Origin of the sequence: Vibrio caribbeanicus ATCC BAA-2122 (assembly GCF_000165125.1) — a bacterium.
GTDB lineage: Bacteria > Pseudomonadota > Gammaproteobacteria > Enterobacterales > Vibrionaceae > Vibrio > Vibrio caribbeanicus.
The window spans coordinates 1-19,514 of sequence record NZ_AEIU01000081.1 but is presented as its reverse complement, the minus strand read 5'-3'; the positions used below and the strand labels follow the sequence as shown (position 1 = coordinate 19,514).

General features: G+C 45.0%; 19 protein-coding genes. 1 reads left to right on the top strand and 18 read right to left on the bottom strand.

Annotated elements, in window-relative coordinates; translation table 11 throughout:
- Positions 1 to 56 precede the first annotated feature (56 nt).
- Positions 57 to 1,106 carry a DNA polymerase IV gene (dinB, locus tag RH40_RS12555; RefSeq protein WP_009601914.1) on the top strand — a complete coding sequence of 350 codons (1,050 nt, stop codon included), beginning with the start codon at positions 57 to 59 and terminating at the stop codon, positions 1,104 to 1,106.
- A gap of 190 nt (positions 1,107 to 1,296) precedes the next feature.
- Here dinB and RH40_RS12550 read toward each other — a convergent pair whose 3' ends face one another.
- The 18 genes from RH40_RS12550 to RH40_RS12465 form a co-directional block, all read right to left on the bottom strand.
- Positions 1,297 to 1,701, bottom strand: a complete 405-nt coding sequence (locus RH40_RS12550) for a protein-disulfide reductase DsbD domain-containing protein (RefSeq protein WP_009601912.1) — start codon at positions 1,699 to 1,701, stop codon at positions 1,297 to 1,299.
- Positions 1,698 to 2,582 (bottom strand): FAD:protein FMN transferase, encoded by an 885-nt coding sequence (locus RH40_RS12545; RefSeq protein ID WP_009601911.1) that lies wholly within the window; start codon positions 2,580 to 2,582, stop codon positions 1,698 to 1,700. Before RH40_RS12545 ends, RH40_RS12550 begins: the two co-directional genes overlap by 4 nt.
- Positions 2,572 to 3,795, bottom strand: coding sequence for a DUF3570 domain-containing protein (locus RH40_RS12540; RefSeq protein ID WP_009601910.1), 1,224 nt, complete (start codon positions 3,793 to 3,795; stop codon positions 2,572 to 2,574). The genes RH40_RS12545 and RH40_RS12540 overlap by 11 nt, the downstream gene beginning before the upstream one ends.
- A gap of 15 nt (positions 3,796 to 3,810) precedes the next feature.
- A complete protein-coding gene (locus RH40_RS12535) occupies positions 3,811 to 4,281 on the bottom strand; it encodes a DUF4266 domain-containing protein (protein ID WP_009601909.1) in 471 nt (156 codons plus the stop codon).
- A complete protein-coding gene (locus RH40_RS12530; protein WP_009601908.1) occupies positions 4,278 to 4,742 on the bottom strand; it encodes a TlpA family protein disulfide reductase in 465 nt (154 codons plus the stop codon). Before RH40_RS12530 ends, RH40_RS12535 begins: the two co-directional genes overlap by 4 nt.
- 47 nt (positions 4,743 to 4,789) lie before the next feature.
- Positions 4,790 to 5,980: a Tad domain-containing protein gene (locus tag RH40_RS12525; RefSeq protein WP_009601907.1), complete on the bottom strand. Its 1,191-nt coding sequence runs from the start codon at positions 5,978 to 5,980 to the stop codon at positions 4,790 to 4,792.
- Positions 5,970 to 6,569 (bottom strand): tight adherence pilus pseudopilin TadF, encoded by a 600-nt coding sequence (gene tadF, locus RH40_RS12520; protein ID WP_009601906.1) that lies wholly within the window; start codon positions 6,567 to 6,569, stop codon positions 5,970 to 5,972. Before tadF ends, RH40_RS12525 begins: the two co-directional genes overlap by 11 nt.
- On the bottom strand, positions 6,559 to 6,987 hold the full coding sequence (locus tag RH40_RS12515) for a TadE/TadG family type IV pilus assembly protein (protein ID WP_009601905.1): 429 nt from the start codon (positions 6,985 to 6,987) through the stop codon (positions 6,559 to 6,561). Before RH40_RS12515 ends, tadF begins: the two co-directional genes overlap by 11 nt.
- A complete protein-coding gene (locus RH40_RS12510; protein WP_009601904.1) occupies positions 6,984 to 7,718 on the bottom strand; it encodes a tetratricopeptide repeat protein in 735 nt (244 codons plus the stop codon). The genes RH40_RS12515 and RH40_RS12510 overlap by 4 nt, the downstream gene beginning before the upstream one ends.
- Positions 7,715 to 8,569: a type II secretion system F family protein gene (locus RH40_RS12505; protein ID WP_009601903.1), complete on the bottom strand. Its 855-nt coding sequence runs from the start codon at positions 8,567 to 8,569 to the stop codon at positions 7,715 to 7,717. Before RH40_RS12505 ends, RH40_RS12510 begins: the two co-directional genes overlap by 4 nt.
- Positions 8,566 to 9,474 carry a type II secretion system F family protein gene (locus RH40_RS12500; protein ID WP_009601902.1) on the bottom strand — a complete coding sequence of 303 codons (909 nt, stop codon included), beginning with the start codon at positions 9,472 to 9,474 and terminating at the stop codon, positions 8,566 to 8,568. The genes RH40_RS12505 and RH40_RS12500 overlap by 4 nt, the downstream gene beginning before the upstream one ends.
- Positions 9,471 to 10,808, bottom strand: a complete 1,338-nt coding sequence (locus RH40_RS12495; protein WP_009601901.1) for a TadA family conjugal transfer-associated ATPase — start codon at positions 10,806 to 10,808, stop codon at positions 9,471 to 9,473. Before RH40_RS12495 ends, RH40_RS12500 begins: the two co-directional genes overlap by 4 nt.
- Positions 10,808 to 11,971: a CpaE/TadZ family protein gene (locus RH40_RS12490; RefSeq protein WP_009601900.1), complete on the bottom strand. Its 1,164-nt coding sequence runs from the start codon at positions 11,969 to 11,971 to the stop codon at positions 10,808 to 10,810. The genes RH40_RS12495 and RH40_RS12490 overlap by 1 nt, the downstream gene beginning before the upstream one ends.
- 1 nt (position 11,972) lies before the next feature.
- Positions 11,973 to 12,593, bottom strand: coding sequence for a CpaD family pilus assembly lipoprotein (locus RH40_RS12485; protein ID WP_009601899.1), 621 nt, complete (start codon positions 12,591 to 12,593; stop codon positions 11,973 to 11,975).
- Positions 12,594 to 12,605: 12 nt separating this feature from the next.
- Entirely contained in the window at positions 12,606 to 13,988 is a 1,383-nt protein-coding gene (locus RH40_RS12480; protein ID WP_009601898.1) for a type II and III secretion system protein family protein, read from the bottom strand.
- A gap of 20 nt (positions 13,989 to 14,008) precedes the next feature.
- Positions 14,009 to 14,848: a Flp pilus assembly protein CpaB gene (gene cpaB, locus RH40_RS12475; RefSeq protein WP_009601897.1), complete on the bottom strand. Its 840-nt coding sequence runs from the start codon at positions 14,846 to 14,848 to the stop codon at positions 14,009 to 14,011.
- 23 nt (positions 14,849 to 14,871) lie between these two features.
- The gene (locus RH40_RS12470; protein WP_009601896.1) at positions 14,872 to 15,054 is read right to left on the bottom strand and encodes a Flp family type IVb pilin; all 183 of its coding nucleotides are present in this window, start codon (positions 15,052 to 15,054) and stop codon (positions 14,872 to 14,874) included.
- A 72-nt stretch (positions 15,055 to 15,126) separates the two neighbouring features.
- A partial coding sequence (locus tag RH40_RS12465) for an Lcl C-terminal domain-containing protein (RefSeq protein WP_009601895.1) occupies positions 15,127 to 19,514 on the bottom strand: 4,388 nt, incomplete at its 5' end.

The following is a 19,514-nucleotide window of genomic DNA, read 5'->3' as shown; positions in this document are numbered from 1 at the left end:
ATAACTAAGGGCATAGTGCTGGAAATTATTGTATTGGACTTGTTAGGTTAATTTTTGTGCAGAAAATCATACACATAGATCTTGACTGTTATTACGCAGCCGTCGAAGCCAGAGACAACCCCGAACTACGAGGGATCCCTATTGCAATTGGCGGCTCTCAATATGGACGTGGGGTTCTTTCAACCTGCAATTATGAAGCTCGGCAATTTGGTCTTCATTCTGCCATGCCTACAGCCAAAGCTCTCAAACTTTGCCCTCAGTTAACCCTTGTTCCCAGTAACATGGATAAATACAAAGCCGTTTCCAAACAGATCCGCGATATTTTTTCTCGATACACAGACCTCATCGAGCCACTTTCATTAGATGAAGCTTATCTGGATGTCACAGACTCCACGCTTTTCCAAGGTTCAGCCACCTTGATTGCTGAGGATATTAGGAAAACAATCTGGAATGAATTAAACCTGACTGCAAGTGCGGGGGTAGCTCCGTTGAAATTTGTTGCTAAAGTGGCCTCTGATATTAATAAACCCAATGGTATCTGCGTTATTCCTCCGCACAAAATGGATAGTTTTATTGAGCAGCTTGAGTTAGGGAAAATATCAGGTGTCGGCAAAGTTACTTTAGAGAAATTGCATAAGCTTGGCTTTTATAAAGGTAAAGACATCAAAGAAAGTGACCATCATGTGCTTTTAAATCATTTTGGTAAATTCGGCCAAGTCTTGTGGCAAAGGTGTCATGGTATCGATAACCGTAAAGTTGAAACAAGTCGGGTTCGGAAGTCCGTTGGCGTAGAAAGGACTTTTCAGACTGACATTTATTCAGAGCAACAATGCATTGAAGCCATTGAAACCCTGTATCCAAAGCTGGTTGAAAGGCTAGAAAAAGCCTCACGAGATAACGACATCATCAAACAAGGATTAAAACTGAAGTTTCAGGATTTTAAGCAAACCACTGTCGAACATAAAAAATTACACCTAGACAAAGGTTATTTCTTAGAATTGCTCAAAGAAGGTTTAGAAAGGCAACAAAATAGAGGTATCAGGCTTATCGGTATCTCCGTTAGTTTGAACACAGAGAAAGACAGCGATCAAATGACTTTGTTCTAGGGAGAACTTTGCCTCGTGTAATCTCTGTGACGTCTAGCTTGATCGTTTTCCACTTAACCCGTTTTTCTGCGCCCGTTGCATTAGCAAAAATCTCTTTTTCTATCACTTTGAACGATACACGCCCATCAGCATAAAGGTCGACCAATACAGCCTAAACTTTTGATGCACTCTCTAAAAACTTTGATAAGCCCTAGGTCTGTTCTGGCACTGGCACAGTGATCGTCTTAGGTAAGTAGCATAGGCCTTTATTGGCACAACCTTGATAACGTATTTTGATTTCCCCAATACCACTGTACGGCAGTGTTATGGTCACGCTTTTATCGAACACCTCAACCTGACCAAAATACGGGTCTGTTTTAGACCTTCCTGCCCAAGAAAACTCCGTCTCTCCCAGTTTAACGGATTGGTCAGCGCTAAAATTAAAGCGTGACTTGTACAAGTAATAATCAGGATGAACAGCAAAGTGGAGCTGTAAGCCCGCCTCACTCACAGACCACTGATAGGGGAACGCTTGCTCTACAGGAAGAAAATCATCGTCTTGGGCCCATAAGGCAAAGGAAAGAAGCATCATTAAGGTAACAATAAACTGTTTCATTGAATTAAAAACTCCGTATCTTGATGGATTTTGAGCTGATCATCGATAAAGATGACAGCGACTTCTTCAGGGACTGGAAGTGAGGGGGCAATTGTCAGAGCCGTGCTTATTGCTCCTGCTTCTAAAGCACTAGGAGCAACGACACTCACCGATAACACTTTCGAATGCGTTCCTTTTTCAGACAAAATATGAGAGCTTTGCCCATCAGAAAATTGCGTTTTGCGCTCATAATGAGCAGAAGTCGTCAAAGCCGAATTGACTAGCGGTAACGAAAAAAACGCTTGTGTTGATTCATGAGGGTTAACCACCGCAACATTAAATGCCTCTTGATTTGGTTTAGTTCCCAGCACACGGATGTCGCCACCAAAATTAATGAGTGCTGCTGATACTCCCATGCTTTCAGCAAAATTGATGGCTTGATCAATAGCAAACTCTTTGATCACTCCACCGAGATCAAACCGCGTCTCATCATGGCTGATAATCAGTTGGTTATTCTCAATATGCCAGGCAGCTTCCCCCATCATAGGTTGAGCAATTTGGTAAGCCTGCGTACGACTTAGGCTTGCGTTGTTGTTTAATAACCACTTGAGCGAACCTACCGTAGGGTCAAAAACGCCAGCAGTCCCCGTCACCAGATTTTTTAGCGTTTGAAAAACGACGAGTGATTCATCATCTAGCAAGACTGAGTGACCAGTACGTTGATTTAATTCACATGTCAGCCAAGATTGCTCAGAGTAGAAGTTATATTTTTGCTCTAATCGATAGGTGTTTTGTTCAATCACCGCAGCAATTTGGCTCGCATTAGGCGAGCCAAAAAGTTGCACTTCACATGGCACTGTCATGGCTTTAAAACGATGAATAAATGGCAAGTTAGAAGGCATAGGTCGCTCCGATGGCCCACCATTGCGCTTCAAAACCATTGGATTGCTCATAATAGGCTCCAAGTAGATTAATCTTGACGCCTTTAGACACATTCACACTTGCTCCTAACTCATAGCTATTAGCGGTATAGTTGCCTAAACGAAGATCTGATGTCGCATAACCCGTTGCAGCGAACGTTTTATCCGAACCGTATGGGTCGCGATAGAAATCAGCCTCGCCTTGGGTATACCAAAAATAACCAGGCCCTAGCGTTAACCAATCTGTTACCGCCCAAGACAGTTTTCCTCCAAGTTGGTGAGACATCACCCCCCAATCATCTTGGAACCATTTGTATCTTGGACGAACGACCAAAGAGTCCGTGATCGACCAAAAGGCTTGTAGGTTAACACCACCAGACAACCTTTTATCCGGTCTTGAGTCTTGAGCTAAAAACAGCTCATCGATGCCAATTTGGCCATTATCATCTATGTCTATTTCACGCAGTACCGTTTGATAGTGGTTACTCAGATACCCTGAACGGTAGCCCGCATAAACTGTAAAGACCGCATATAGATTTGGCGTAAAGACTTGCGAAAGCCCAGCTTCAACGCTGCCAGTAAAAATGTTTTCCCACTTTTGGCTGTTGGCGTAATTTTCATATTTTTGGAACGCCTGCGTTTTATCAAACAGAGCTGCAATACCTAAGCTGTATGAGCGATTCTTTTGTGAGTCAGCATAGATAAGCCCCTTCCCGTTAATGCCTATACTTTTGTAGTCTTCTTCAACGGAAAAGTTATGGCCGAACGTCCATTCATTTCGATCTTCATCTCGATAAGTTGCACTCGCGCTAAAGGATTTACGCTTATCCTCTAGAGGTACTTTTTGAACCTTGTAGCCACTTGCATGTGGGTCGTAACCAGAACGAATAACTTGATCTGTTTTTGCCTGAGCCTTTTGCGTCATCTGAGCACGGTTTATTGCATCGTCTGTTCCGGAAGGTGGTGTCGTTGCTCCCCAAGCTGGTGAAGCGCCCGATACCGTGTCATAACCAGCCTCTAGATTAATGGTCCAATCTAAACCGATGCTTTTCTCAAATGAAACGACGCTATCGCCTGCTTCGACTTTATCGTCATATTCTTGGTAATTGAGGTAATGCACCGAAATATGATCTTCAGCCATGACATTATTGGCCACTGCGACTGCACTGAGCAGCGTTAAAGGAATTTTTTTCATTGTATTTTTATTTATTTAGTTACAACCACAGCCGCCGCCACCGACGCCACTACCACCAACCGATCCTTGCTTGTAGGCAAACACCTTTTCTGAGAACAAATCAAACTCTGGGACTGGACCACCTGGCTTCATCTCTTTTTTTGCCAGTGTGCCTTTCTCCCATGGTTTAACGGGCTTAATGCCCAATGCCTTGTCGACAAATTCAAACATAGATTTGTTCTCTTTTTTCGGTTTGCTGAGTTTGAGTTGAGTCTTATTTGGCCTAACCATCTCAACTTTTGGTCTCACCGAAAGCATCGCACCGTCACTGCTGTACACTTTGCTTGAAATGACTTCTTCTTCAACAATACCCGAATCGTTTGTCACCTGTGTTTTTACTGGCTTTGCTTTACCTAACCCACTCAAATCTACTTTGGGTGTACTTAGTGCCAGAGAAGGAAACAACATCGCTAATGCGACATAAGTAGCGCGAGTAACAAGCCTCATAGTTCTACCCCCATTTCAGCTAGATCTTCCGTAATTACCTTGCTGATGTTGTTTATCGCTCCAAAACGGACTTTAAGTATTTGTCCTTGGTAGATGTAGTAGAGCGCAGGCATACCGATAGGCGTAAATTCATTGACCAACGATTGCTGAGGGTCATTCACCACTGGAAATTTCAGACCGAGTTCTTTTTGAAACGCCAGTCCCACTTCAACATCTTCATCGACATCAACACCCACGACAGTGACACCGGTACTATCAAGGGTTTGGTAAAGAGAATTCACTTCTGGCAATTCATGACGGCATGAAACACACCACTCAGCGAAGAAATCCACAATCGTCAACTTTTTAGGATCAAGAGATAGCCCTGCAGATGCCGTATCCGTCAACCTATCGCCTTCTTTAAAAGCCAACGCTGGTAATGACATTAATAACGCGAGAATGACAACCCATTTCTTAAACATTATTTCTCCTTAAACTTATGTTTTTTCGATTGTAAGTCTTGGTAGACTTAGTTATTGCCAAAGTTCAATTTTGTGTCGTATTGAACGCTCAGTAGCTGCGAAAAGTAGTGGTCGAGATCCTGAGTATCAGAAGCTGAAAAAACACCCTTTGGGTCCACTGCACAGCGAGTAAATTGTTCAAGTCGAGATCCATTGACACCGAAGCCAACAAAATTCAGCGCAATCCCGTAGTCTTTAGCCCTATCGCACAAACCGGCATTGATTAGATCATCAAAATACCTTCCGTAGTCATTACCATCAGTCATTAGCACTAACTTACGTTCAACCTTATCGACATTGCGGTTCGGCCCTACTTCCCAAGCTTTTTGCCAATTTGGTGTGAGCTGTCTTAGCCCCCAAATCAAGCCTTGATAAGAAGCAGTACCACCTTCGGTTCTTAGTGAATCGACGGTATTCGTTACTTGATCTAAATCCGCAGTAAGAGGCAAGGTGAAAGATGCTGCACTACAACTCTCCCGCCACTTATTCGGTTGAGAGAGCTTGACTGAAATTTGGTCATGAGTGATATCCAAATTCGCCACCGTGCGCGCCGCATAAAACTTGTCTTCAGATTCAGTGGTGCCATCAACACAGAAGGTTCTTGCGTCATTGAGCCAAGGGGCGTTATTGACTGAAACTCCAGTGGAAAAAGGAATGATGGAGACTTTGATATGATCCTCACTCTGAGCATTATTTTGCTGCTCTTTTAATGAAACTATGCCGCGCTTTAAAATCGCTTTTAAATCATTAATAGCACCGTACATTGAAGTTGAAATATCCAGCACAATGACCAACTCAAGTGGGTCGCTCACAACATCTTCAGTTACATAGGCTTTTTCATTTGCCGTCGAACTCACAACAAACGAAGTATCTGATAATGTCAACGAAGTGAATATGGTTGATAAGCTATAACCCAAAGACATATTGCAGCCACTGTTCGTCCTAATTTGACCTCTCACTTTGTCAATTTTTGGTTGATAGTAATCGAGGTAACTTTGAGTCAAGGCTTGGTCATATTCGCCTTTAAACTCACATGCAATACTTGCCGCATCTGCGGCTTGCATTGCTCGGTTAGAAAGCTGTACCTGGTAACCAATTACAATGGTTGAAGCCGCTGCAATGACCATAGGAATTAGCATGGCTAAATAACTGATCGCAACTGATCCGTGATGCTTTACAATCGATTGATTAAAGTGCATAACGCCCCCCAATCATCAACGCTTTACTTGTCAAACGATTCGGTAATACAAGCCCAATAAATTCAAACTGCGAATCGAGACTAAATGGATTTTCAACACATATAGTTGCCTGGACTAGAGTTGCCGTTCGACCTTTCAGTGCTTTTTCATCTCGTTCACTTTGTGGGGCTAAGCCAGAAAAGTTTTTGATAGAAGATGACACAATACAATTTGCTCCGTCTATCAATGGAGGCAACTGTTCGATATCACCTGAGGCTGAATTTTGGCGTAGCATCTCTAATTTCAAACCCACGTTCTCTGGCGCAATTCCCATCGGCAAGGTGCGTCGAGCAATCGTCAATAGCTCCCTAGCAGTAAACTGCGCATAGCTCCGTCCATCTGACGCTATCGCTGGGTTAAGCTCTTTATCATCAAAGGTTCGTGCAACAATATCGGCGAGCATAAATGCGGTACTGTCGAGCCTTGTCTGGGTATACATCAGGCGATAAATGGAGACTAAACCAAATACAATCACCAAGCTGCCAACGACAATAAATGGGAACTCAATTGAAGCCACACCACGTTGCTTTGATGAGGTTTTACTGGTCATATGCCACCACCATCACCCTTTGCAACGTCATCGATTCTTGCCACACTGCACTGAGCCTAGGGATCAACAAGAATGAGAAATGATACTTCACTGTGTATTGGCCTAACTTAGCTTGCGAAGCAGACGTCATATGGTAGTAAGCTAAATCACTGACAGAACCTGCATAGCGAGGAGCTGAAAGTTCGATCTTTTCCTCTTCTAGCAATGGAAAGGAGGCCATCTTTTCTTTGACGCTTTGTTCGGCAGCGGATGCTGGCGGTATGACACGCGCAACCCGCATGGCTTGATTAACCGCTGAATCAAATACCATATTGAGCCAAAGAAACCGCGTCAGTTCGAATATCGCCAATAACAGCAATACAAAAGGCAGCACTATCATCGCAAACTCTAAAGATTGGCTGCCTCGTTGACGTTTCATTGTGTTTCTCCGCCAAACTGCTTCGCTAGATTTGAGTAATATTGCTCATTGTGCTCGAGCTCAGCTTGCGACAGGTCTTGAGCTGCGACATGTTTTGCTGCCTCAACATCCCCGCTCATGGCATACGATAACGCCAAATTAAGTCGCACTTTGCTGGTCGCCTCACCCCGTTGATAAATAGGATACAAGATACGGATACTCTGATGAGACATTCCATCCAACATCCAAGTAAGCGCTAGGTTATTTCGGTATTCAACACTATCTGGTACTAAGCCAATCGCTTGGGTAAACATCTCTCTTGCGTCTTGATACTGCCGTAACAATGAATGAGTGACACCTAAGCTATTTAAGGCCACATCGTCTGACGGCGCGGCACTAACGGCTTTAACCAGCGCAGCTCTCGCTTGTTCCAAGTGACCCAAAGCAAGGTGAGAGCGACCAATTTCACGCTCAAACTGGTGTGAAGGAGAAATCTTCTGCCCTTTCTGTAGGTAATGCAATGCTTCGTCATAACGATCTGACTGGTTACACGCAGAACCTGCAAGAAAAAGCAGTTCGGCATCATCAGGAGTCGATTCCAACCTTTGCTTGTATATCAGTAGTGCATTATCCGCATGACCGTTTAGCAACGCAGTACTGGCCAGTTTTAAGTCATCGGTTTCTTGCTGCGGAGCACTTTGACAGCCCATTAAGGTAAACCCCAACACAAGGGCGGTAATTGACTTTTTCATAATTGACCTATGGTTTGGAAGATGCTGAGTACCATTGGCGCAACGATGATGACAACCACAGGCAGCATAATGAATACGACTAACGGGAATGACATTTTCGCTGGGATTTTTCCGACCCACTCTTCGAGCTCTAACATATGATATTGACGGCTATCTGAAGCAATCAGTTTGAGTGCTTCTGCCATCGGTGCACCAAACTTCAGTGCTTGCGACATGGTGGCGATCATGTTGTTTATTTCCGGTAGTGCCAATCTCGCATCCAAATTGGTCAATGCCACTTGAGGTGAGTCCAACACTGCCATTTCCGTAGATGTCACTAGCCACTCTCTCGAAAGCGATGGCGAGATGCTTTTCATCTCTTGACCTACCGTATTAAAGGTCGCTTCAAGGTTTTGCCCTGAGGACACACACACCACCATCAAATCAAGTGCATCTGGAATATGTTTAGCGATCTCTTGGCGCACAACATTGACCCGCCAATCTAAAACTCTATCGATGGCGATACCCAACGACAAAGCAATCACAACCCCCTGAGCAACCCCACCTATATCAAAGGAGAGTTGTAGAAAGAAAAACCAGGCGATTCCAACACCAGTCATTGCGCTGGCACGTGCTGTCATAAAAATCGAATCAGCCTGTGAAGAGACGTATCCAAGCATGGCGAGCTTTTGAGCACGCTTTGGGTTTGTCGCCCAACGTAAAACACCGCCGCGAGAAGCTTGCTCAGCACTAAACCTTGCAACCCGATCAAGACGGATTTTAACGATGTCGTACTGGGTGGCACGAAGGAAACCAGTCATCCCCCCCAGAGCTCCTAACACAAGGCATGCGATACCAATCGAGAAGATCATGTAAACCTCTTATTTTTGGTCATCAAATGTAGTGTGATAGCTCCAACCAAAATACTCACAGCGCAGTAGATCAAGACCGACTGACCCGGTTCGGTTTCAATCAGTAAAAGAAATAAAGAGGGGTTAATCCAAGCGACTAACGTCAGCAAGCCAAGAGGGAGTAGTGAAAGAAAACGTGCCGCTGTACGAGGCTCCGAAGTCAAACTCTTAACCTTTTTTTGCATAGCGCGGTTTTCATGCAGAGTACGGCTTAAACTGTGTAATATTTCGCGTAGCTGACCACCATTACTTTGGTTTAATAACAGCGCAATAGTAAAGTAACGAAAAGCTTTATAAGGGAGGCGAATACAAGCTTCATTCAAGGCATAGCGCATCCCGTGCCCCAGGGCGAGCTGATCTTCAATTCGGGAAAATTCACGACTCATTAACCCACCTTGTGACTCAGTTACCTGAGAAATCGCCTGAGGTACGGATAGTCCAGCCGAAACCGCTCGGCTAATCAGACCTAAAACTTGCACCATACTCTGTTCGAACTCTTCAATTTGCTGTTTTTTACGCATCACAAATAACATCAGAGCCATCGCAGCGGTCGCGGCAAGCCCCAATGCAATTCTCCACCGAACATCGATCATACCGAGCACCATGAAGTTCAGCGCTGGGAGCCCAATAAGCAACGCCAAAAGCAAGGCTTTGTCTTGAGTGGAAAACAAGGTATCTAGACGCACAAGCAGTCGTGACATTCCCGTTGAAGGCGTGGCCTTACGTAAGATCGAAGGCGCACTATCTTGATGAGCCTGTGAATGTAATCCTATTAAACGCTGCGTTACTCTCATTCTGAGCGAGCGTCGCCATAGAGCATAAATAATGCTCCCCAGCAGCAACAGAACAACTGAGATATAAATCATGTCTCTAGCTCCATTGCGCGTCGAAGCAGTAGCTCTAACTGATAATAAGCCGCCTTGGTTACGAACTTAGGCAAAGTTCGGCTCGACTGGTAGACACCCTGCAGATTCCCTTGTACATCTTCCCCATGTATAACGTATCGGTATAGGTCTTGAGTGACATACTGTTCGCCTTCCAAACCGATGATCTCAGTGATGGCAACGACTCGACGTTTACCATCACGCATACGCTCTACCTGTACCACCACATCTATCGTGTCGGCTACCTGACGTCTAAGCGCAAATAAAGGCAAATTAGACTGAGCCATCATTAACATGTTTTCTAAACGAACCAGTGCATCGGTTGGTGAATTGGCATGCAATGTCGAAAGCGAACCATCATGCCCAGTATTCATTGCCTGCATCATTTCAAAAGCTTCTTCACCACGAACCTCGCCGAGGATGATGCGATCGGGGCGCATACGTAGTGAATTTTTCACTAACTCTCGTTGTCCAATAGCAGGCAGTCCCTCTGCATTAGCAGGACGCGTTTCAGCCCTTACGACATGAGGTTGCTGAAGCTTGAGTTCAGCAGCATCTTCAATCGTAACGATACGCTCGGTGGGCGGGATGCTAAACGACATAGCATTGAGGAGTGTTGTCTTACCTGCCCCTGTTCCACCAGCCACTAATACGTTGAGCCTCGAACGTACGATGACATCGAGTAACTGAACCATATTGATCGACATCGAACCATTAGTCGCGAGTTGATTCAAAGAGAGTTTGTCTTGTGAGAACTTACGAATAGAGATGTAAGTTCCGTCCAAAGCCAGCGGAGGAATCATCACATTAACACGGCTGCCATCTTGTAAACGTGCATCCACAAGGGGCGATGTTTCATCAATACGGCGGCCAATCTTGCTGACGATACGTCTTGCTAAGTTAAGCAGTTGCTCTTCACTTCGAAACACCACGTCGGTTTTATGGAGTTTCCCCAGCTTTTCGACATAGACCTCTTTATAACCATTGACCATGATATCTGTGACTAGCGGATCATTAATCAGTGGCTGTAATGGCCCCAAACCACACATCTCATCAACCAGATGTTTCACTACAGTAAACACTTCACGATGACCAAGAGGAAGCTGCTCTGCAGAAACAATATCGGATACCAAATGATGGATACGCCCTTCAAGTTCAGCGGAGCTGAGGTTTACCACCACACTAGGTTCAATCGCTTTAATCACTTTGGCGTGGATCACTTGGTAATGATCCCTAACTGAATCGGACTGAGCATTCGTTACAGAAGTCGCTGTATTATCGAGCGATTCGAGCCTTTTTCTGGAGGTGGTGAACATTAGGCACCTCTCAACCAGCGATGGCGTTTGTTTGTCGTATCTCCACCAGTTGCTTTACTCGCTAGTAAATCAAATGCTCTTGATACTTTACGGTTACCCTTTAACAATGAACGACCCAGTGATTCTTTAGTTAAGAAATGGGTAGGTACATAAGGCAATATCACGTCCACCTCACAACCTAACGCGCGTTGAACGCCATGACAATTGATCAACGATGCTTTATCTGATTTGGTATGGTTAAGCACAATCAGATTGATCTTATCTGATTGACCATTCGCCAATGAGTCTAGTAAAGCCAGAATCTGCCCGATGTTGCGAATGGACGATAAGGTTGGTTCTAACACTAATACCCTAACATCCGCTTCAGCCAGCGAGCTAAATCCGATCTGGTCACGCATCGAAAACGAAGGTAAATCGAGAACCAAGGTATCCGAGTGCTGAAGCGAGAACTTTCTAAAGTGATCTAAGGCGCTTTTCTCAGGCCAAAATGGCGGAGAATCCAGTGATAAATAACCCGTAAACAAGGTCACGCGGTCCGAGACTTTAATCCCACTTCGTTCATACACTACAGGCTCTAGACGCTCGGGATACTGTAGCATCTCGACTAATGCTGTGTTGCCTTGCACATCGTATTGCAGATCTAAGTCGCCAGTCGCAAAGTCCATATCGGCAACAGTGAGTACTTCTCCTCGCTCCGCCAACTCGCGTGCTAAATTCGCCGCAATGGTTGATACCCCAACCCCCCCTTTAGCCCCAACAACAGCAATCACTTTCCCTGCTGTTGTTTCTGCTTTGTCTACTTGGAACTCTGTCTCGTTAAAGGCACTGATTTCAACTGGATTAAGTAAATACTCACACGCACCTGCAGAGACCATTGCACGATAAAAGGCGATTTCTCGATTGTCACCAACGGCAACAACCTGAGCCCCTGTTCTCAACTTAACGGTAGATAACATGGCTTTTGCTTGCTCAATCGACCTCAGGGAGACATCCAGCACCACAATTTCATGGCCATGTTTTACCACTTGTTTGATGATTTGTTCTTCATCCAATGTTGTTTGAATAAGGTTGCTGATGCCTTTTTCTGCCAATGCTTGAGTCAAACTATAAATATCGAGATGCTCTGATGCGGCCACCAACACAGACAAGGTATGTGTTTTCATATCAGTTACCTCCAAATTCTGTCGATGCATTTCCTTCACTGGTTGTTTGGCTACCAGAGTCTATTGCAGGCGCGATGTAGCCCTCTATCGTTGCAACCGCTTTAGCCCCATTGGTTGCACCTAATTGCTCACCAACAACTAGGTCTTTCGGGTTTGCTACCATTTGACCCAATGCAACCGATGTGGCGCAGCCAAAAGATGGATGTGATTTGTAACTGTTAATAAAAGTATTGCTGGGCTTCTTTACTCGGCACTTTGGTATTTTGGCTTTAAATGACTCAATCAGGATCTGGACGTCACCCTTGCCTTCCTTCGTCAGATGTTCACGATGAATATTTTTCACTGCAATACCTTGCTCGATGAGTAACGCTTCAACCTGATCTAAGCTACGTTGACCGCTTTTACTTAAACTCACCAACTTGACGTTCAAACCATAGGGAGAGCCTTTACGTTGAACAAATTGCTCAACGGCTTTACTTTGCTCTGCACTTAAAAACGAACCTTGCATGACAAACGTAAGCTTATTGGTCACCGAAACCACATCAAGCGCTGGTGCTCTCTCAATCGGAGATGAACTGCACCCACCCAGTAATACCAAGGCAGGTAAAATGTATTTGATCATGATGTAATTACCTTAGTAGTAGAAACCATTGTCACCGAGCAAACGGGGAGCTCGATTGTCCGTGTAAGTATCTTTGCCTTTTACTTGCTTCTGCTTGCCACGCTTACGAGGGAAGGCCACGAGTAAGCGCTCCAAATCGCTGCGCGGCAATAAGTTATCTGTCGGAAGAGGTAAGGTGTCATTACGCACAGGCTCGACAAGATAAGCCGTCGCTATAATAATCAGTTCAGTTTCTTTACGCTGATACTCATTTGAACGGAATAGACCACCTAAAATTGGGATATCACCAGCTCCTGGTAGTTTCTGTAGTTGATCGATTTCACTGCTTTGAAGGAGGCCGCCAAGTGCAAAGCTTTGTCCGCTTGCCAATTCAATCGTGGTGGTAGCACGGCGTGAAGTGAATGATGGGTAAGTATTTCCATTCAATGTCGTTTGATTGCTGACCGACACACTACTCACTTCAGGTGAAACTCGCAGGCTAATACGATCAGGGCCAAGCACAACCGGTGTAAAGTTCAAGTTAACGCCAAAAGGCTTGTACTCAACGGTTGCTGTGTCACCGTTAATTAATGGTAATGGGATCTCTCCACCAACCAAGAAGCTAGCCTCTTCGCCTGACATCGCGGTTAAGTTCGGCTCAGCGAGAATCGACATCGTGCCATCAGACGCAAGTGCATCAACTAACCCGCTTAATGTTGGTTTACCCCAACTGCTTACATCCCAGGCCTTGGTATACAAAAAGCTTCCTATTCCTTCTCCTACTGAGCCCCACTTAATACCCAATTTGTTGGATACGTTCCGGGACACTTCCGCAATACGAACGCGAATGTTCACTTGCGTTGGCATAGTAACCACCAGTTGGTTGATGAGTTCATCTTCGTTTTCATTACCACGACTATGAGTTGAGCTATCAGGTGAAGTCGAACCCTTTTCTGATTGCGCATTAGCAGTCACAGGCGACAAATACCCTTTTGCTACGCTAACAATGCTATGGGCCATAACGGGGGTTGGTACATTACCTTTTAACCACAGCTTTCCACCCAAAGATTCAGAGTGAACCGATGCTTCTGGAAACTGCGCTGCGATCAAAGAATCCAATTCCTTGGTATCATGAACAACACGAATTTTGTTGTTGTAAATGACACGCTCTTGGGCATTTAAGATGGTAATAGTCGCGGTGCCGGCCTGCATACCAAACACCATAATTTTGGTATTGGTCATCGGCTGATAGTCCGCAATGTGTGTGTTAGAGATGAAGATCGATTTCGCATCTTGCGACAAGTTAATCATCTTCGCTTCATTTATATTTACTTCTAGTGGTTCTGCCCATGAAGCAACTGAGAAAAACAGACCAGGAAGCAATAACAAGCTCCACCAGCGGAATGCTTTATTCATAGTGTTGTTTCCTATCACGACTAGTTATCATCTTTTGTTGGTCGAAGCTGAATCAAACCTAAATCTGGCGCTACCAGCTTACTTTCAGGATTGATCAGTGTTGAAGTAACGGTATATTTCTCATCGACATCAGAAATCGCCTCACCCGCTCCGCGTAGCGACAATGTCAGCTTGCCAATTTGATTCGCTAGTACAATTTGAGTCGCTTGTTCAGGGGTAACTTCCAAAGAAACCGAGCTGTTATCAGGAATATCTGCACCATAAGCACTACGATTTTTCTGAAAATCTTGTGGGTCAGCATACTGATTAAATGCCAGTACTCTCACGTTAACAGCAATGGTAGTTACATAAAGACCTGCAACTTGATTGTCATACTTCTTGAGCTCTTCGACTTGGGAACCCAACAGCAAGATATCGACCTTGTCACCGGGCTGAACAAATCCAGAGTTGGCCGTTACCGCATCGACTGGAACTGATATTGCACGATGGCCATTTTGCACTTTAAATGCCATAGAGATGCCACCGTTGGGAGTTTCAAAGTCATCCTTGGACATGACTTGACCAGACTGAATTGCCGTATGAGCGATACCTGACTTTAGGTCTAGCCGAGAAAAGTCTTCTTCTGAGATAAAGTCAAGATAGTTACTGAGTTCTTGCTCCGATACTTTTTCCCATTGGAACATGTTGAGTGTATAGGGCTGACCCACCACTACTCTCTGCTTAGCCACAAGAACCCGCTTGAAGATTTCAGCCGCAGCTTGAGATTGTTCGAATTGAGGCTTACTTGGATTGAGCAATAGGATGGCGATCCCCACCGATGACAAAATCAAAGAAAGCAACATTAGTCGTTTCGCTGTCATGATTTTTCCTTAATTTAACAAAACTATTCGCCTGAATCTGCAGACTCTTCTAATGACGTGATAACTTTGTCATAAGCTTTTGTGAGTGCCTGGGTTAGTCGCCCTTCACTACCACCAACTAACGTGAGTAATACGACCGACATCGCAGCAGCCAAAATTGCGTATTCAATTGCGGCAGCTCCGCGTTGTTTTCTCTTCTTCAGCATTAATAGACTCCTAAACCTTGAGAGTCAGCCTCCGACGGAGGCTGGATAAGTTATTACTTTTAGAGATTTGGATTATTTAGCAACGAGGCGATACAAGAACTTAGTTCGACTTGTAGTGCTATGATAAGTAGTGCTTGATTCACCAAGCTCCATTTCAATATATTCGATAGTACTTTCTGTCGTACCATTCGTAACGTAGTAGGCTTGGTCGTAATAATCGCTAGGCGCTGGCGCTGCATATGGGAATACAGCAACATCTGTTGGGATTAGGCTGCGCATATCATCCACAGATGGTAAACGCCAATTCGACTTACCACACATACTATTTTGATAGTTAGCGAGCTCCGTTTGGATGTCGTTAAACGTCTTATAACGCTCACTCGGTGCTGCATTTTGGAAGATCTGCCAAACTTCCCCTGTTACTGGGTGCTTAGCGCACTGGGCAGCGGCACGGTCAGCAACACTTGAGCCGTCACTAGCGATATAATCCCAAGCAACCGAATCTTCGCGCATTAGCCGTGCCATAGTGACTAACTGGTCATTGCTATCACCACTTGGATCAAACGAACGTCTGCGAGATTGCTCACTGGTATTGGCAAATACATAAGCGTATTGTTTCGAAGAACTTGTAGCGGCACTCGTCCAATAGTAGAACTGGATACCCCCATTGTAATAAGACTTATCATACTCTGGAACAAGGCCTTTGTGATTCGGGAACACATTGACATCAATCGTCTTGCTCGCGCCATTAAGTCCTGCAACAGTTGCTGTTGCCAATGAATAAATTTGATTTGGATGAGGTACTTTCCAGTCATTGAAACCACAGAGATTGGTATTGTTTGCTGTCTCTATGACGCCTCCAACCCCAACAACACTGGGTAAATCCGCCCCCGCTGCATCATAGACGACTTCATCCTTACTGCCCGGCAGACCATTTGTTAATAATGTCCAAACGCGCTTCGTCCCCGATACACTGCTATCAAGCACACAACGCCAACCCTGCTGATAAGATGTCGCTTTAGGCAAGTAACGGCCTAATGAGTCTAACTTTGCAAATTGCCCATCAATGAGAGCATCAGCTTGCGAAACGACAAACCCGGCGGAGTGAGCACGGTTTAATCCATCCTTTGCTGTAGTATGCAATGTATCGGTATTATGAACGGTAATCGTTGAATCTAACTCTGCAACCAAATCTGTCATCGTAGAATTCAACGCCGCGAATTGGCTATCGATACTGCTCAATGCATTATTGAAAGCGGCTTTTAACGCGTCTGTGGTGTCATAATCATTTTCAAGATCAAACAAGGCCGCATAAAAGGTTAAAGTCGCTTGGTGAATTGCGCTACCTGAACTTGCTGCAAGCAATGTTGCTCTCGCAAAAGTCATTGAGTCAGAATTTGCTTGAATATTGGCAAGCTTCCCTGCGAATGCAGTGGCTTCGATCACTGCCGCAAGCGCGACATTATTTTTGCTTAGCTGTGCAAGCTTGTTGTCAAACTCTGCCACTTTAACAACGAAGGAAACACTCTCGCTATCGGTGCGAGATTGAGCGATCTTCGCTTCAAAAGCTAATTTGCCGACGAGATCTTGCTGCTGCGTTTTTTGTGCATCCCAACTCGCCGTTAGCCCGTTGAGAGTACTCAGCTTCACGCTAGCTTCGCTACTTAGCGCTGTGTAGCTCTTTTGCTTAGCTTGATTAGTTGCCAACCAAGTCGTTAAAAATGACGTTGCTTGAGTCAACTCATTCGACTGCTGGGATAAGAAACTATCTATTGCTGACAGTTTAGTATTGATGTCTGCCAAAAGCTCAGTACCACTCGCAAGCTGCCATTTTGCGAAAGCGTATTTACTTGAGTAGCGGGAGGTATCTTTTACTCCATTTTTATACGCTACCGCTGTCCCTGCCTCATTCAACCAAATCGCTACGCCATCTGATATCAGGTATGGTTTCGCGTAATCTGGTAGTGTGTCTCGACTACGAGTCGTTAGCAGAAGCGCTTCTGCCGCTGTAGGTAATTGCCAGTGTTCAATACCGCAAGTCGTTAGCCTTGAGACTCTAGTAAATACATCTTCAGCTCTTGATACTGAAGTGGAGACCCAAAATGTCGGTTCACCTTCGCCGTTGCTATCGTATTGGGCAACACACTCTGTGTCGTAGTTATCCCAACCACGATATAAACTGAACTCGGATGCCTTATTCCATGTTTCCATTGGTACATACTCAAACGTACCAAACTCACCGTTCAAATCTGTCGCCCAAAGGGGCGCGCCCGCACGATTCCCTCTATCCGGAATCACATTCTGTTTAATTCGAATCCCTACATTACTCTTGTCATAAGCTTTAGGACCCACAAACTGAGGGTTACTTGTAACAGCGTGCCAAGTTGTTCCTTTATCCACGGTGAACTCGTAATATTCAGCGCGATCATAGTTCTCACCACTATTGACGTAATCCCAACTGATCATATTTGGCACTACACCGTTATTAGCTATTTTGATGGCACCATTACTTGGCGCAGGCAGTTGCGGCGTTTGGGTATACGCTTGCGTCGTTAGTGCCGCAGCCCCTGCGGGGCGACCATTTTGCCCATTGGCACGGACACGAATTTGTACCTCACCTGCCTGTTTTGCAATATCACCAACTGTGATTGGTTTCGCCACTGCTGGTGTCCATATTGAACCACTATTGGCTGACCACTCATAATCAGCGACAGAGGTAAAACCCGCAACAACTGTCCAATCCAAGGTATTTTCGGTGTCATTAACGATGAGAGATGTCGGTGCTATGGGCGCGTCAGGTTGCCTAGTAAACTCTTGAGCATTAGACAAAATCGCCCCTGCCTCACGACCATTGATTGGATTATGCTTAACTCGAACTTCAATCGTATCATTGGAGTATGTGCGGTCTTCCAGCTGCACAGGTTTGGTTTGAATCGGTTGCCAGTTACCTGCTTCAATTCTAACTTCGTAATCTTGGATCGTTTCGAAGCCAGAAACCCAGGTCCAATCGAACGTATTTAAAGCATCATCAATAACACCATTAGTTGGTGCTTCAGGTTTTTCTGGCGTCACTGAATAAGGCTTGTCATTACACAGTAAGCTGCCCGCAGTATTACCGCCCATCTTTCTTACTCGCACACAAACATCACCAATAGCAAAATTACTATCCGTTAAATCTTGAGGTTTGTTGCTTACATCGCTAAATGACTTACCGCCATCGGTCGAAAACTCATAGTCAACTAAGTCCTCAAATCCAGAGACATTGGTCCAACCAAAACGGTTCTTTGCATCATCAACGACAGGAATTGTCGGGCTAGAGGGCTTATTGGCGTCCCAGGTGAATGGTTGTGTAACCACGAGCACTCTACCTGCAGGGCGGCCATTAGTAGAATTCTCTTTAACACGCACTTGTATTGTATCAGAGGCAATATCGACGTTACCGATCTGTACCGGGTTTTTCGTCAGTTCGCTCCAACCTGAACCAAGATTAATTTCATAATCGCTAATACGAGGGAAGCCTTGAACTAAAGTAATCTCTAGTATATCCGTGCCATCATCAGCTCGAAGCAGTACCGGAGCGGTTGGCTTAGGCGGTGTCACCGTTAGAGGTTGAGTCGATTTCGCCATTAGACCGGCAGAGCGTCCTTGGCCCTCATCCGCTCTGACCCTTAACCTTAATTCACCCGGTTCTAGAGCAATGTCACCGATATATTGAGGTTTTTTTGTTACCGATTTCCAAGTTTTACCGCTATTGATGGAGTATTCGTAATCTAAAGACGTAGTGAATCCGGTAGCAAATACCCAATCTAGCTCATTTATAGCATCATTGAGGTTAAGAGCCGTTGGTGCAGGAGCAACAAGCGTCTTTGTATAAGCTCTATCAGAAACCACGACTGAACCAGCAACAATCGATCGTTCAGGCTTTGCTGCAACACGGACTTGGACATTCCCCTTAGGAATGGAACCGGCACCAACATTAATCGGCTTTTGTAAAACACTTTGCCAGCTCAAACCAGCGTCTAAAGAGTACTCGTAGTCAGAAACTGCATAAAAGGGTTTAACCCAAGCCCAATCAAAGGTATCGGCAGAATCATTGACTGCTGGATTTTTTGGTGCTTTGGGTCGAGATAAGATCTTATCACCCTTGATATCATCAAGGGTGATTGTTAAATCATTTTTATAGACATCAGCAATGCCAGCGAAATCGGTATTTTTCGCTCCGTAAGGGAGCTCGTCTGTACGCTGCTTTAGCGCCACTACATCCAGATTCGCGAGTCGCTGAATTGAGCCTTTTCTTGCTTGTTCCTTGGTAACGCCTCCTTCCCTAACTGAGCTTTTTTGAGCGGATTGGAGAACTTTGGTGAGCCCACGTGCTAGCATATGAACCTGTCGACTTTCAGGGGTTGAGTTGCCGACATAATCAGACCTAATCGTCTGTTCTGAAACATTCAGGTCGTCAG

What these genes read in the sequence shown, in the direction of transcription:
- RH40_RS12495 (WP_009601901.1), bottom strand. Translation starts at nt 10,808, where the DNA reads ATGTTCACCACCTCCAGAAAAAGGCTCGAATCGCTCGATAATACAGCG.
- RH40_RS12535 (WP_009601909.1), bottom strand. Translation starts at nt 4,281, where the DNA reads ATGAGGCTTGTTACTCGCGCTACTTATGTCGCATTAGCGATGTTGTTT.
- RH40_RS12490 (WP_009601900.1), bottom strand. Translation starts at nt 11,971, where the DNA reads ATGAAAACACATACCTTGTCTGTGTTGGTGGCCGCATCAGAGCATCTC.
- RH40_RS12500 (WP_009601902.1), bottom strand. Translation starts at nt 9,474, where the DNA reads ATGATTTATATCTCAGTTGTTCTGTTGCTGCTGGGGAGCATTATTTAT.
- RH40_RS12515 (WP_009601905.1), bottom strand. Translation starts at nt 6,987, where the DNA reads ATGAAACGTCAACGAGGCAGCCAATCTTTAGAGTTTGCGATGATAGTG.
- RH40_RS12550 (WP_009601912.1), bottom strand. Translation starts at nt 1,701, where the DNA reads ATGAAACAGTTTATTGTTACCTTAATGATGCTTCTTTCCTTTGCCTTA.
- RH40_RS12485 (WP_009601899.1), bottom strand. Translation starts at nt 12,593, where the DNA reads ATGATCAAATACATTTTACCTGCCTTGGTATTACTGGGTGGGTGCAGT.
- tadF (WP_009601906.1), bottom strand. Translation starts at nt 6,569, where the DNA reads ATGACCAGTAAAACCTCATCAAAGCAACGTGGTGTGGCTTCAATTGAG.
- RH40_RS12530 (WP_009601908.1), bottom strand. Translation starts at nt 4,742, where the DNA reads ATGTTTAAGAAATGGGTTGTCATTCTCGCGTTATTAATGTCATTACCA.
- RH40_RS12525 (WP_009601907.1), bottom strand. Translation starts at nt 5,980, where the DNA reads ATGCACTTTAATCAATCGATTGTAAAGCATCACGGATCAGTTGCGATC.
- RH40_RS12505 (WP_009601903.1), bottom strand. Translation starts at nt 8,569, where the DNA reads ATGATCTTCTCGATTGGTATCGCATGCCTTGTGTTAGGAGCTCTGGGG.
- cpaB (WP_009601897.1), bottom strand. Translation starts at nt 14,848, where the DNA reads ATGACAGCGAAACGACTAATGTTGCTTTCTTTGATTTTGTCATCGGTG.
- RH40_RS12510 (WP_009601904.1), bottom strand. Translation starts at nt 7,718, where the DNA reads ATGAAAAAGTCAATTACCGCCCTTGTGTTGGGGTTTACCTTAATGGGC.
- RH40_RS12480 (WP_009601898.1), bottom strand. Translation starts at nt 13,988, where the DNA reads ATGAATAAAGCATTCCGCTGGTGGAGCTTGTTATTGCTTCCTGGTCTG.
- RH40_RS12470 (WP_009601896.1), bottom strand. Translation starts at nt 15,054, where the DNA reads ATGCTGAAGAAGAGAAAACAACGCGGAGCTGCCGCAATTGAATACGCA.
- RH40_RS12545 (WP_009601911.1), bottom strand. Translation starts at nt 2,582, where the DNA reads ATGCCTTCTAACTTGCCATTTATTCATCGTTTTAAAGCCATGACAGTG.
- RH40_RS12540 (WP_009601910.1), bottom strand. Translation starts at nt 3,795, where the DNA reads ATGAAAAAAATTCCTTTAACGCTGCTCAGTGCAGTCGCAGTGGCCAAT.